Genomic DNA, 14,730 nt, shown 5'->3' on the forward strand with positions numbered 1-14,730 from the left:
CCAAAAAGTCTTCTTCTTATCAGAAGGCTTTTTTTGTTACATAGAAATAAGGAGGAAACCAATGGGCCTATTACAAGACTTACAAAACCGCGTACTGATTGCTGACGGTGCAATGGGAACACTTTTATACTCTTACGGCATTGACCGCTGCTTTGAAGAATTAAATTTATCGAAAGAAGAGGAAGTAAAGCGCGTGCATGAGGCATATGTGCAGGCTGGTGCTGACATCATCCAAACAAATACGTACGGTGCGAATTATATTAAACTATCCCGCTACGGCTTAGAGGAAGAAACGAAGCGCATCAATACAAAGGCCGTACAAATCGCAAAAGCAGCCGCAGGCTCCGCTTATGTACTCGGAACGATCGGCGGCATTCGAACATTTAACAAAAATGCCTACTCTATTGAAGAAATTAAACGAAGCTTTAGAGAGCAGTTGTACATTCTATTAAATGAACAGCCTGACGGATTATTGCTAGAAACGTACTATGACATGGAAGAAGCGAAGACCGTTCTCCAAATTGCACGCAAAGAAACGACTCTCCCGATTGTCATGAACGTCTCCATGCATGAACAAGGTGTTTTGCAGGATGGAACCCCGCTCAAGGATGGTTTATCTGAATTGTCCTCTCTTGGCGCAGATGTCGTCGGCATCAACTGCAGGCTAGGCCCTTATCATATGATTCAGGCACTCGAAGGCGTACCGATTTTAGAAAATTCCCATTTATCAGTCTATCCTAACAGCAGTCTTCCCTCTCTTGAAGAAGGCAGACTCGTCTATGATACAGATAACGATTATTTTCGAAAAAGTGCACTTGAATTTAGAAATCAAGGCGCACGTATTATCGGTGGCTGCTGCGGAACAACGCCTCAGCATATTCACGCAATGGCTGAAGCGGTCAAGGATTTAGCGCCGATCACTGAAAAAGAAGTGAAAGTATTAAAAGAAGAAATCATTTCGATTCAAGATCAGCGGACTGAACCAGGTCTTGATGAGCTGGCTGCGGAAAAACGGACGATTATTGTAGAACTTGATCCGCCGAAGAAGCTGAACTTCGAAAAATTTCTCGTCGCGGCAAATGAGTTAAAGAATGCAGGCATTGATGCCTTGACATTAGCTGATAATTCTCTTGCGACCCCGCGCATTAGCAATGTGGCTTGCGGCGCATTATTGAAACAGCAGCTTGATATGCGTTCACTTGTCCATATTACGTGCCGTGATCGTAATTTGATTGGGCTTCAATCCCATTTGATGGGTCTCGACACCCTTGGTTTAACTGATATTTTAGCCATTACAGGCGATCCTTCTAAGATTGGAGATTTCCCAGGTGCAACGTCGGTTTATGATTTAACCTCCTTTGATTTGATCCGGCTGATCAAGCAGTTTAACGAAGGTCTTTCTTTCTCAGGGAAGCCGCTTGGTAAAAAGACCAATTTTTCAGTAGCTGGCGCGTTTAACCCGAATGTTCGTCACATTGATAAAGCGGTCAAACGTCTTGAGAAAAAAATCGAATACGGCGCTGATTATTTTATTTCACAGCCTGTTTATTCTGAGGAACAGCTTGTGAAAATTCATGAGGAGAGCCGTCATTTGGATAAACCGATTTATATTGGCATTATGCCGTTAACAAGCAGCCGAAATGCAGAGTTTATTCATCATGAAATTCCAGGCATCAAATTATCTGATTCCATTCGTGACATTATGGCCAAGGCTGGCGAGGATAAGGAAAAGCAGCGAGCAGAAGGCTTAGCGATTGCCCGCTCTTTATTAGATACAGCCTGTGAATTGTTTAATGGCATTTATTTAATTACCCCTTTCCTTCGATCAGATTTAACAGCAGAACTGACCACCTACATTCATCAGAAAGAAAAGGAGTCAAACATCCATGTCAACTATCACTGAACAGCTAAAGAAACGCATCCTCGTCCTTGATGGTGCAATGGGGACCATGATTCAAAATGCCAATCTCACAGCAGAAGACTTTGGCGGAGAAGAGTATGAGGGCTGTAACGAGTATTTGAATGTAACAGCCCCTCACATCATCCGCGCGATTCATAGGGAATACCTTGAAGCAAGTGCCGATCTCATTGAAACAAATACATTCGGGGCTACAAAGCTCGTCCTTGATGAATACGGGCTTGGCCACCTTGCCTATGAACTCAATGTACGGGCTGCCCAGCTGGCAAAGGACGAAGCTGACCGTTACTCCACGCCGGAGCAGCCTCGATTTGTTGTAGGCGCAATGGGACCCACAACAAAAACATTATCTGTGACAGGCGGCACAACCTTCGATGAACTCGTCGCAAACTACAAAGAGCAGGCCCGCGCCCTGATTGATGGCAAATGTGATGCCCTTCTTTTAGAAACAAGCCAAGACATGCTGAATGTAAAAGCTGGATTCAAAGGCATTCAGGAAGCCTTTCAGCAGGCAGGCATTCAATTACCACTCATGGTATCAGGTACAATTGAACCAATGGGAACCACCCTTGCTGGTCAGGATATTGAAGCCTTTTATATCTCTCTTGAACATATGAAACCAATTAGTGTCGGCCTTAACTGTGCGACTGGTCCTGAATTTATGACAGACCATATCCGCACGCTCTCCTCCATCGCCAAGTCAGCGGTTAGCTGCTATCCAAATGCTGGTCTTCCAGATGAAGAAGGTCAATATCACGAATCCCCTGTTTCTCTTGCTAAAAAAATCGCCGCTTTTGCGAAGGAAGGCTGGTTAAATATTGTTGGCGGCTGCTGCGGAACAACACCTGCACATATTCAAGCTTTGTCAGATGAAGTACGCACGATTCAGCCGCGTCACATCGCGCATGAATCGTCTCAGCATACCGTATCAGGAATTGAGCCCCTTATGTATGAGGAATCAATGCGTCCTCTTTTTGTAGGAGAACGGACCAATGTTATTGGTTCACGCAAGTTCAAACGACTCGTTGCGGAACAAAAATTTGAAGAAGCGTCAGAAATTGCTCGCGCACAGGTAAAAAACGGCGCTCACGTGATTGATGTGTGTCTCGCTGATCCAGACCGTGACGAGGCAGCTGACATGGAAGGTTTTTTACAAGAGGCCATGAAAAAAGTCAAAGCCCCTTTTGTCATTGATTCAACAGATAAACACGTGATTGAAAAGGCGCTCACGTATTCCCAAGGGAAAGCCATCATCAATTCCATTAACCTTGAGGATGGCGAAGAACGGTTTGAAGAAATTCTCCCTCTTGTGAAGCTGTACGGCGGTGCACTTGTTGTCGGCACGATCGATGAAACAGGGATGGCCGTAACAGCAGAACGAAAGCTCGAGATTGCCGTACGTTCTCATGATCTATTAACGAAGAAATATGGAATTCCCGCAAGTGACATCATTTTTGATCCACTTGTCTTTCCAGTAGGCACTGGAGATGAGCAGTATATTGGGGCTGCCGAAGAAACGATCAAAGGCATCAAAATGATCAAGGAAAATCTGCCTGAGTGCCTGACGATTTTAGGCATCAGCAACGTGTCTTTCGGACTCCCGCCTCTTGGCAGAGAAATCTTGAATGCCGTCTACTTGTATCACTGCGTCCAAGCAGGACTTGACTACGCCATTGTGAATACGGAAAAGCTTGAACGCTTCGCTTCCATTCCAAAGGAAGAAATCAAGCTGGCTGAAACGCTACTCTATGAAACAAATGATCAAACACTTGCTGAATTCACCCAATTTTACCGAGGCAAAAAGAAAACGGAGAAAAAACCAAAGGTCTCCTTATCACTTGATGAAAGGCTGGCACTCTACGTCGTCGAAGGAACAAAAGAAGGACTTATCGATGATTTATCCCTTGCTCTAGAGCAATTTGAATCACCACTTCATATCATCAATGGTCCGTTAATGCAGGGAATGGCTGAGGTTGGACGTCTTTTTAATCAAAACGAGCTGATTGTGGCGGAAGTGCTTCAATCGGCAGAGGTGATGAAGGCATCTGTATCGTATCTCGAGCAATATATGGAAAAGCAGCATGCAAGCGGGAAAGGTAAGATTCTACTTGCAACTGTAAAAGGAGATGTCCATGATATCGGGAAAAACCTTGTCGACATCATTTTGAGCAATAATGGCTTTCAAGTGGTCGATCTCGGCATCAAGGTGACACCTCAAACATTGATCGAAGCTGTGCAAAAGGAAAAACCAGATATGATTGGATTATCAGGATTGCTTGTGAAATCAGCTCAGCAAATGGTACTCACCGCTCAGGATTTACAAAAAGCGAATATTTCCGTGCCCATTTTGGTCGGCGGCGCTGCACTTTCTCGGAAATTTACGAAAATGAAGATTTCGCCTCATTATGACGGACCGGTTCTTTATGCAAAAGATGCCATGGACGGCTTATCTTTAGCCAATGAGTTAAAAGCGAATCCTCTTCAGTTTCAAACAAAGTCCGGAGAAGAGCCAGCGGCTCCTTTTAAAGAGAAAGAAGCAAAGCAGCCACAAGCTGTCATTGAATTACTAGAAAAACGTGCGGCACTCCCGCAGGCATCTATTTTTACGCCAGAGACTACGGCACGTCATTATGTGCGGGACATCGATTTGCATCACATTATGCCTTATGTGAATGAACAAATGCTCATTGGTCACCACCTCGGATTAAAAGGAAAGGTCAAAACATTGTTAGCTAACCAGCATCCAAAAGCATTGGAATTAAAGCAGCTTGTCACAGACCTTCTAAACGAAGGCAGAGAGAAAAACTGGTTTGCGCCTGCATTTGTATATCAATTTTACCCTGCCAGTTCAAACGGAAATGATCTGCGTATTTATGATCCCGAAGCGCCTGACCGCATCCTTGAAACGTTCCAATTCCCAAGACAGGAGAAGCTTCCGTACCGCTCTATTTCTGATTATGTGCGGAAAAGCGGCGAAAACGAGAAAGATTATATTGCCTTATTTGCCGTCACAGCTGGTGCGCGTATACGTGAAGTTGCGCAGCAATTTAAGCAAGAAGGAGATTATTTAAAAATGCATGCGGTCCAAGCTCTGGCGCTTGAGCTTGCAGAAGGATTAGCCGAAAGAACCCACCAAGTGATTCGTGACAAATGGGGCTTCCCTGACCCAGTCGATTTCACAATGGAAAAACGATTTCAGGCAAAATATCAAGGGCAGCGCTATTCCTTTGGTTATCCCGCTTGTCCAAATCTTGAAGACCAAGAAAAGCTGTTCAAGCTGCTTCAGCCTGAAAAAATTGGCATCCATCTGACAGAAGGGTTCATGATGGAACCTGAAGCATCTGTTTCAGCAATCGTCGTTTCTCATCCTGAAGCTCGATATTTTAATGTTCATTAATGCAGGGCCTCCGGAATTGGAGGTTCTTTTTTGATTGTAAACACCAATTTTTACACTATGCTTCTTATGGTACGATACATATAAATGAATTCAGCTAAGAAGGAGTTGCGTGTCATGACAAACGTTGTTCAACGAGCATTAACAATTGATGACATACCAGATCTCATCGCATTGTCTAAAGAGGTAGACTGGCCTGATTACAATGCGGAAGAACTCACATCTCTTTTAACAAATGGATATTTTACAGGTTTTTCAACAATTGATGGACGAGTCATCTCATGTGCGGGACTTTTCCAATATGATCAATTGGCGTCAATTGGGGCAGTCATTGTATCTGAGACACATCGCGGATTAGGTCTTGCACGGAAAATGATTGACACCCTGATAGGTCAAAGTGATCAGAGCATTCCTGTCGTTTTAACCGCTACTGTCCAAGGGCGGCCTGTTTACGAAAAAATCGGGTTTCACACGGCTGGTTACATTCATACTTACAAAGCGCAAAAACCGAACCCAGAGGCTCTTCGTGTGTCAGATGACATTCACCTGTCTCCTGCCGATGAAACGCACCTTCCGTCCATTGAAGCACTTGATGAAAAAGGCGCAGGTACAAATCGATCAAGCTTTTTAAAAAACCGGATGAACCGGGCAGCATTTCGTATCATTGCAAAGAATGAACATCACGAAACAACTGGCTTTGCGTTTGGCGTTGAAACGCCTGCCAATTTAATGATTGGACCGCTTGCAGCAATTGATGAACTTACAGCTCTTTCGCTCATCCATTCGCTCATCTCGTCTTATTCGGGTGCGATTCGTTTAGATATGCAGGAGGAAACAGCTGAGCGCCTGCACGCAACACTTGTTGAAGCAGGTTTTACGAAAACAAACAAAGCGCATTTTATGATGATTCGCGGAAAAGAAAAGCAGAACGATCCCGCACTTCTTTATTTCCTTGCCTCTCAAGCATTTTCGTAAAAAATAAAAGCTGTAGACAGTTGATGTCTACAGCTTTTCTATTACTTCTCACAGGCGGACGAAAGAACATGAGCGAGTGCATTTTTGACCTTCCCATGCTCTGACGCATGCGGGCGGTCATCTCCATCTCCGTACCCATAATCAATCATTCGATTACGATTTAAGCACAGCTTTGTCAGCTTCGGCTGGAATAGATCAAATAGTTCAAAACGGTCCTTCAGCTGCGGGAATTGTTTTTGATAATGCTGAATTTCTTCTGCAAGCAAGCGCCAAAGAGTCGTTTCATCTAACAATTGATGATTGTCTAACACATTTGATACGTAACGCAGGTTACAAATAAACAGTCCTGTAAAGATAAACTGCACTAACCCTTCCGGCGGCTCACTCCGCAGCACTTCTTTTAAATCTTCTTCTAATGAAGCCAATTCAGGCAGCGGCTGATCACTAATATTCACATCATCAACGAAATCTTTGATCGCCAAACGATGCGGCTGATGATCTTTTAACACAAGAATCGTATTTTGTCCGTGCGGTGAAAAGACGGTGCCGTATTGATACATAAAGTGCAGCAGCGGCGGCATCACCACATGGAAAAATTTCGCCATCCATTCCTTTGCTGAGAGACCAGATTTTTCAATCAGCTGTTTCACATATGGCTCACCTTCATGATCCTCATAAGTGAGTGCTGCAAGTGTAACAGGGCTCTCTCCTTCATCTAAATACGTATAAATGCTTTCTCTAAAAATCACACCGAGCATCTCAAGATATTGATACGGCGCACCAGGCAGTTTGCTGTAGTAAGGATGATCGACATTGATACTTGCGTTCTCACCAGGTAAAATCACGCGGCAGACATCCGATAAAAATGAGTCTTGATCCGCAATCCCTTTAATATGCGCTGTAATACGAGGGGCAATGACTGTCCGTTCTGACGGAAGTCCCCGGTACACGAGTGTATTTAAAATACTCATTGGCAGTTTAATATGATGCTTGCCTTTATTTGAGATGTTTGTAAAGGTTCTGATGGACTGCTGCGGGATATATTGATCCAGTCCCTCTCCTACATACACAATCCGGCGCAAGGCCAAATCTTCCGGGAAATGCTGAATAATCATATGCGTCCACTGCCACTTATGAACAGGCATCAAATAATAATCAGCTGCATTCAATCCTTCATCCTTTAACACGCGGTGAAATTGACGGATCGTGACTTCATCTAATTCTTTGGCGATCACCTGCTCATAATTTTCATGATCGACCGCATGGAATGTCGCAAGGTCCCGGTGAACAGCAATCCAAGACAGCTGCACACTTTCTTGCCTTTCAGGTGCATAGGCTAGGTAGTCATCGTAACTGAACCCAATTCGTCCTTTGTTATACACAATCCAAGGATGGCCTGTCATCTCTCCTTCAATCCAAGCGTAATCTGTATCTGTCAGTTCATCCGCACGAATTGCTTTTTTCGACAGCAAATGTACATCTGCTAACAGGGTATGATGAAGCTCTTTGATAAGATGGCCTGTTGTATCAGAAGACATTGGAATGAGCGGCTGAATGTCTAGTAAAAACACAATCGCACTGACATCCTTTGACCATTTTCCGTCTTGACAGCACTCGATTGATTCAGCGATTGTATCAAAACTATCAAACAAACGAGGTTTTGCGAGATAGCGATATTTCTTATGTTCATGAATGATTAATTCATACTGAGCGATGCCATCCTTACGATCTAGCTGCACGGGATGAAGCATGTCCTCATACATGTATTCAGACAGCATTTTTGCCACCATTCGCTGATTTGCCTTTTTCCAAGCAGCAGGATTCACCGCTTTTTTCAATTCATCTTGTACACTCATCGCTTCATCCTCCTTAACCTTTGATTTCTTCAAATGTGTTGACGTTCTTGTGTGTACCAAATGTCTGGAAGACGTGCTTTTGATAAAGTGGATACACGGTTTGACGAGCAAGTTCATTGATAATTACACTGTTTCGGTAAGCACCAAGCCCTAAATCCGGAGCGCCAACCCCATGTGTATGAAGCTCAGCATTTTGCACAAAAATATCATTTTCACCCATTGTATTTGTTTTTAAACGATATTCACGTTCGACCTGGAATCGTCCTTGATCGTCCCATTGAATATGATGAGAAATTGGGTTGATAAACGGCGGCAGTACCGATTGATAGCCAGTCGCCAGCACAACAATATCGGTCTCATGGGTAAAGGTGTCCTCTTTGACCCATTGCATGCATGAAAGGGACAAGCCGTCCGCTGTTTCCTCAATCAAGTTGACCTCTGTCATTGCTTGAAGCACTGTGTTCAACTGCTCTCCGCAGGCAGAACGTTCATAAAGCAAATGGTAAATATCACGGATCATTGCAGAGCTGATGCCTTTATACAGCAAGTCTTGCTGCTTTAACAAAGCATCCTTTTTTGTTTGGGGAAGCTCATAAAAGAAATCAATATAATCTGGAGAGAAATATTCAAGACCAAGGTTTGAATATTCCATTGGGAAAAATCCTTTAGAGCGTGTGAACCAGTGAATATCCTTTACCTCATCATCTGATAAAATATCATAAAACACTTCTGCCGCACTTTGGCCAGAGCCGATAACTGTCACAGATTTCCCTTTAAAACAGCCTTCTTTCTTTCGTTTTAAATAGTCAGCAGAGTGAAAAACTTTCTCTCCTAAAGCTGGCTGGAGCGATGCTGGTATCGCCGGCTGTGTACCAATTCCTAAGACGAGATGCTTACTTTCAAATACCTCTACGGTTTGATCATTCACATGACGGACATGCACTTCATATCGCTTTTCTCCTGCTTTCTCAATCAATGAGACAGATTCGACGTTCATGCCAAATCGGCAAGAGTCTAACTGATCTGCGACCCAGCGGCAATAATGGCTATATTCCTTGCGCGGGATATGAAAATCCTCTAGAAAGTAAAATGAATACAAACGGTTTTGCTCCTGCAAATAGTTAAGAAAGCTATATTTGTTTTTCACATCTGCCATGCTGACAAGGTCCGCTAAAAAGGGGACTTGCAGTGTCGTCCCTTCAATGAGCATACCTGGGTGCCAATGAAAGGCTTCACTTCTTTCAAAAAACAAAGCGTCGATTTCATTTACCTCTTCAGATAATGCGGCCAGTCCCAGGTTAAACGGACCAATGCCGATTCCAATTACATCCACTACATTATTTTGCTTGTTGAACCGCGTCATGGTTATACTTCCTTTCGAATCGTTCTCGATCACAAAACATCAAAAGACCTGTTTTATCGGGTAAATTGACTGGTTTTACACGTTCAAATCCGCATTTTTCAAATACATGGATCATTTTTTCATTGCGAATATCCGGCTCAGCGACGATTTTTTCTGTTCGTTTGTTCTGCTCAAATTGAAAGGCTGTCATTGCCTGAAGCAGCGGGGCCGCAAATCCTTTTCCCACATAATCCGGCTCCCCTATTAATAGATGGATTCCTTGATCATGCGGAGAAGGCTGATAGTAGGATTCAATGACGTCACCTTTGACGTTGTATGCCTCAAAATAACTCATTGGCGTCCCATCAATTGTTCCTAAATAAAGAGTTTGATGCGGATCATGAATCGCCTGATAAAAATGCTTTTCAAAAGCAGGAAACGGAATATTCAAATGCCAAAATGGGTGAACATACTCTTCTTGCATCCACTTGTGGACAAGCCGGACATCCCTTTCATATTCAGCGCGAATAAACCTAATACGATGCCTCATCCAATCAGCGCCTCCTTATGTAAAAAGAGCGGATTCAAGACAGCTGTGTAACGAGACTGTGTTTCCAGAGATCCTGTCAGCTCATCCATATCTTCAAACCGTGTTAGCAAATTCGCTTTTGAAGGCAGTTCCTTTGAGCGGAGAAGGCTGTTTGTCAGTTCAGATGCCCCGTATGTTTCCTCATGAGCGAGCAATGTGTCTCTCACGAGTGCCAGCAAGTCTTCTTCCTTTGCCAGTCCTTCTGTGCCAAAGCCGTTAATGAGACCAAATAAATGATTAAAGAAGAAATAATAACGCAGTCTCTCAACGGCTACATCATCTGCACAAATGGTTTCACTTCTCACGCTCAAGTTTTGGACAAGGTTTGCGAGTTTATCCTTTTTCGATTCACTATAATAGTAGCCTTGGTTGTCACGATAATAGAAGGTGTCCGGGTAACCAGCCTTCATTTGCACAACAGCATTTTGCTGATGGGCTTCCAGTGCAAGACCATATGTTTCAAACAGCCAGAGCATCGGTTCTAACGAAATGGTTAAATATTGCTTAAACCAATCTTGGCTCACAGCATCTGTTGATCGGCCTTCTGCGTCTGCAAGGTCATGAATGATCCCTGCTAATCGCGATTTTCCACCAAACGCATGATCCTGACATAATCCAGCAATTAAGCTTGCCCCTTTTTCACGATGCAAAAATGGGTTTTGACGAATGACTACTTCAAAGCCAGATTCCGCCTCTTCTCCTTGAATGGATAAATAGGCAGGATCTTCAATGACCCGGAATCCAGAGAATTTATCGTATAAAGAAATGCCTAATTCTGTTTTTAAAATGCGAGACATCTCAACTCCGCGATCCAGTTCCTTTTGTTTATTGACACGTAAGGAGTTTGTAATTTTCACAGGAACAGAGAATTTGAGCATGTAAGCAGAATCTTTTTGATAGACAGTTCTAAAGGATGAGGTCGCTGTGTATTCAGACCCCAGCGGTCCTAAATAAGTCAGTTTCCCTTCCTCTATATAACGCTGGACGAACGCTTTCTCCATGACCACTTTGACTTGCAGCGGGTGAATCGGAATGAGCACATATTCTCCGCTTTCTGTTAACGTATTCAGTCTCTCTGTTTCTTCTGGTACCTGGCGCAAGAGCTCTTCTAACATGAGGCTTGCCGCAGACTGTGCAATAGACGAATCCTGAAGCACAATCGAATGGTGCGCTTTAAAGTAATGAAGCTGGAAAGCCCCTTTCAGCTCAGGAGAATAGACCGCCTCTTCCTCCTCCGTCATCCCTTGTCTGCTTTTTGGAGTGGGATGCGTTAAATGTCCAAGAAGAAGTGACTGCTCAGCCTCGATATACTCAAAATCGGCTTCAGAAAGAGCTGCTCGATCACTTTCTCGCTCCTTTAAGAATCGTTCAATATTTCGGCAGCTTAAAATGATGCGAAGCATGAATTCATCCTCTGCATCTGTGCGGCCATATTCAATGAGAAGCTCCTTTGAACATAGAGCAACAAGTGTCGTGTAATCGGCGATTGCGCCCTCTTGTTCACTGCCTTGCGGACGGAAGCGAATCGGAAAATCAAAGAGATGGCGGCCAACAGATGAAACATATCGGATCGGAATCACAAGCTCTAGATCTTGCTTTGCTAGTTTTGCGATGAATACAAGCGAGCCATCTGCTCTCGTCTCTTTTTTTGCAGATCGATCGATTCCTGTTTCGCGTAAAAAACAGTTTAAAAAGCTTTGCATAGTTGCATTTTCAGCCATTTGTTTATATTGACTCAACGTAGTACCCTCCCGGATTGAATATGAGCGATCCCGATATCAACGATGTCAGAAAGGATTTCCTCAATATGTGTGATTGTCGTTCTCGGATTTAACAAAGTGAATTTTAAGCATGTTCGGCCATCAACCACTGTTTTCGCAATGACAGCAGTTCCCGTTTTGAACAATGTCCGATGAATGATTTTATTGATGTCATCTGTTCGGTGCTCATCCTTAAATCGGAACACAATCGCATTGATTTCTGGCTCAGGATTGATTACTTCAAGGTGATCATTTCTCTCAATAAGCGCGGCCACATCCTTCGCAAAATGAATGGTATGGTCAATGATGTCACCAAATCCTTCTTCTCCAATTAGACGAAGAGAGAGAAGTAACTTCAGAGCATCAAACCGGCGCGTCGTTTGGATAGATTTATTGACGAGATGTAGAATACCATCTAGTTCATCTTCCTTTGGATTAAGATAATCTGCATGATAATCGATCAAACCAAAATGTCTTTTATCCTTCAGCAAAAATGCCCCGCAAGAAATCGGCTGATAAAATTGCTTATGAAAGTCGATCGTGATTGAATCAGCAAGCTCCATACCGGCTAATTTACTTCGGTAGGTTTCGCTTAATACAAGTGCTCCGCCGTAGGCAGCATCTGCGTGAATCCACAGACCGTCTGGTTTGACGATGTCATACACATCTCGAACCGGGTCAATACTTCCAAAATCAGTTGTCCCGCAAGTCGCTACTACCGCAAAAGGAAGCAGGTTCTGATCCTTTAATTCAACCATCTTCTTTTTCAAATCATTGAGGTCCATTCGGTGATGCTCATCCGTCTCGACCAGTACAACAGCCTGCTCCCCTAAACCGAGCTGGGATGCAGATTTTTTCACCGTAAAATGAGCATTTTTAGAGCAAAGAATTCTCATGCGGTGAGCTTCACTTGGTAAGCCTTTCTGCTGAACATTCCACTGCCATGTGTTTTCACAAAAGGCATCTCTCGCCAGAAGCAGCCCCATATAGTTAGATTGGGTTCCACCGCTTGTAAATGTCCCATCTGCTAAGCCGCCATAAGAAAACTTTGCACATAGCCACTTGAGGATTTCCTCCTCAACCAAAGAAGCAATACCGCTTTGATCAAAGGAATCCATTGATTGGTTAAAGGAACTCACCATCACCTCTGCGGCAAGTGCAGGAATGAGCGGCGGACAATGCAGATGTGCCAAGCATTTAGGATGCGATACATCAATCAAATGCGGCAAAAGATGTTCTTTTATATCTTGAAAGACAGATTCAATTGATTCTCCAAACGGTTGAAATCGGAATAACGATTCGACACTAGCCGCTAATTTCCCAGGCAATATTCCGCTGTATGGTCCTGTGTCTTTTTGCCATTGCTCCAGTAAGCTGTCGATAGATGTATGAAGAGCCGCTTGGAAGGACTCTCTTCCAAGCTGGCTTTGATTCATAAATAATGAATCAACAGAAGCTTTAGTTGATTGCATCGTACACGGCCTCTTTAAAAATAGCGATGACTTTTTCAAGCTGTTCTTCTGTCATAATGAGTGGCGGCAGGAATCGAATCACACTTCCGAAACGGCCTCCTGTCTCCACAATTAAGCCTTTATCGAAGCAATTCTTTTGAATAAGACTGGCCAGCTCTGGATTCGCTGGATAGCTTCCGTCCACATCCTGTTTCTCATTTGGATTGACTACTTCAACGCCAATCATTAAACCTCTTCCTCGAACATCACCGAGAGCAGGTACTTGTTTTTGGATGTCTTTTAGGTGAGCCTGCATACGATTTCCTAACTGTTCTACATGATCAAGCAGGTTGGTTTCTTTTATAAATTTAAGCGTAGCGGTTCCTGCAGCCATCGCCATTTGATTCCCTCTAAATGTCCCGATGTGTGCACCTGGATTCCATTGATCTAAATCTTTATCATAAATCACAACTGAAAGCGGCAGGCTTCCACCAATGGCTTTTGACAGCACAATGACGTCAGGTACAATTCCTGCATGTTCAAAGGCAAACATCTTACCTGTTCGGCCGATGCCTGATTGAACCTCATCAATAATGAGCGGAATCCCTTTTTCTTTTGTGATTCTTCTCATTTCCTTCATCCATTCAATAGATGCTGGAATGGAGCCTCCCTCGCCCTGCACTGCTTCAAAGATCATACCTGCTGGCGGAAGAATACCACTTTCAGGATCATTTAATACGCGCTCAATATACGAACTTGAAATGCGGTGCGAATCCTTCCCTCCAATTCCAAATGGGCAGCGATATTCATATGGGTAAGGCATAAAATGAACATCAGGTATTAACCCTTGCACTCTTTCCTTTGGAGATAAATTCCCGCTTAATGACATCGTGCCATGTGTCGCACCGTGATACGCACCGTGGAATGAAAGAATGGAACGATTACCTGTCGCTGTCTTGACTAATTTAATAGCTGCTTCTATGGCGTCACCACCAGTTGGCCCACAAAATTGAATTTTGGCTCTTTTTGCAAACTCTTCTGGCAAGTGAGAAAAGATTTCATTCACAAATTCTTCTTTAATTTCTGAGGTTATGTCCAGCGTATGCAACGGTCTTTTTTCATGAAGCATACGTTCAATAGCTTCTATAACAACTGGATGATTGTGACCAAGTGCAAGTGTTCCTGCGCCTGCCAGGCAGTCATAAAACTCTCTGCCATCCGCATCTGTCACGATCATACCCTCGGCTTTTTGCATGGCTAATGGGAACCGTCTCGGGTAAGACCTTGCATTAGATTCTCTTTGACTTTGCTGCTCTAAAAATTGCTGATTTTTAGAAACGGTTTTGATGGACATAATAAAACACTCCTCCAATTGATAAAGATTATCATTTTCATTTACTAGCCTAGAGGATGTGAGATATGAAAGTCAATTGTATTCAAAAAGA

Annotated in this window: 9 protein-coding genes; 3 read left to right on the plus strand and 6 right to left on the minus strand. The window is 43.5% G+C overall.

The features are described from left to right. The first annotated feature begins 61 nt into the window (after positions 1 to 61). The 3 genes from C6347_RS08445 (at position 62) to C6347_RS08455 (ending at position 6,287) form a co-directional block, all read left to right on the plus strand. Positions 62 to 1,903: a bifunctional homocysteine S-methyltransferase/methylenetetrahydrofolate reductase gene (locus tag C6347_RS08445; RefSeq protein WP_106071572.1), complete on the plus strand. Its 1,842-nt coding sequence runs from the start codon at positions 62 to 64 to the stop codon at positions 1,901 to 1,903. Further along, the gene (gene metH / locus C6347_RS08450) at positions 1,887 to 5,315 is read left to right on the plus strand and encodes a methionine synthase (RefSeq protein WP_106071573.1); all 3,429 of its coding nucleotides are present in this window, start codon (positions 1,887 to 1,889) and stop codon (positions 5,313 to 5,315) included. The genes C6347_RS08445 and metH overlap by 17 nt, the downstream gene beginning before the upstream one ends. 114 nt (positions 5,316 to 5,429) lie before the next feature. Then, positions 5,430 to 6,287, plus strand: coding sequence for a GNAT family N-acetyltransferase (locus tag C6347_RS08455; RefSeq protein ID WP_106071574.1), 858 nt, complete (start codon positions 5,430 to 5,432; stop codon positions 6,285 to 6,287). 41 nt (positions 6,288 to 6,328) lie between these two features. Here the strand turns inward: C6347_RS08455 and C6347_RS08460 are convergent, their stop codons facing one another. From C6347_RS08460 to C6347_RS08485, 6 genes are read right to left on the minus strand one after another with little or no spacing between them, the layout of a single operon-like run. Beyond that, positions 6,329 to 8,143 (minus strand): IucA/IucC family protein, encoded by a 1,815-nt coding sequence (locus tag C6347_RS08460; protein ID WP_106071575.1) that lies wholly within the window; start codon positions 8,141 to 8,143, stop codon positions 6,329 to 6,331. 13 nt (positions 8,144 to 8,156) lie between these two features. Then, positions 8,157 to 9,506 carry a lysine N(6)-hydroxylase/L-ornithine N(5)-oxygenase family protein gene (locus tag C6347_RS08465; protein WP_106071576.1) on the minus strand — a complete coding sequence of 450 codons (1,350 nt, stop codon included), beginning with the start codon at positions 9,504 to 9,506 and terminating at the stop codon, positions 8,157 to 8,159. Continuing rightward, on the minus strand, positions 9,481 to 10,035 hold the full coding sequence (locus C6347_RS08470) for a GNAT family N-acetyltransferase (protein ID WP_060595973.1): 555 nt from the start codon (positions 10,033 to 10,035) through the stop codon (positions 9,481 to 9,483). The genes C6347_RS08465 and C6347_RS08470 overlap by 26 nt, the downstream gene beginning before the upstream one ends. After that, complete coding sequence (locus tag C6347_RS08475) at positions 10,032 to 11,813, minus strand: IucA/IucC family protein (RefSeq protein WP_066031055.1); 1,782 nt, start codon at positions 11,811 to 11,813, stop codon at positions 10,032 to 10,034. The genes C6347_RS08470 and C6347_RS08475 overlap by 4 nt, the downstream gene beginning before the upstream one ends. Further along, entirely contained in the window at positions 11,810 to 13,306 is a 1,497-nt protein-coding gene (locus tag C6347_RS08480) for a pyridoxal phosphate-dependent decarboxylase family protein (RefSeq protein ID WP_106071577.1), read from the minus strand. The genes C6347_RS08475 and C6347_RS08480 overlap by 4 nt, the downstream gene beginning before the upstream one ends. Beyond that, positions 13,293 to 14,639 (minus strand): aspartate aminotransferase family protein, encoded by a 1,347-nt coding sequence (locus C6347_RS08485; protein ID WP_034663402.1) that lies wholly within the window; start codon positions 14,637 to 14,639, stop codon positions 13,293 to 13,295. Before C6347_RS08485 ends, C6347_RS08480 begins: the two co-directional genes overlap by 14 nt. Positions 14,640 to 14,730 lie beyond the last annotated feature (91 nt).

This window comes from Bacillus sp. NMTD17 (genome assembly GCF_002998735.1).
Taxonomy (GTDB): Bacteria; Bacillota; Bacilli; order Bacillales; family Bacillaceae; genus Bacillus.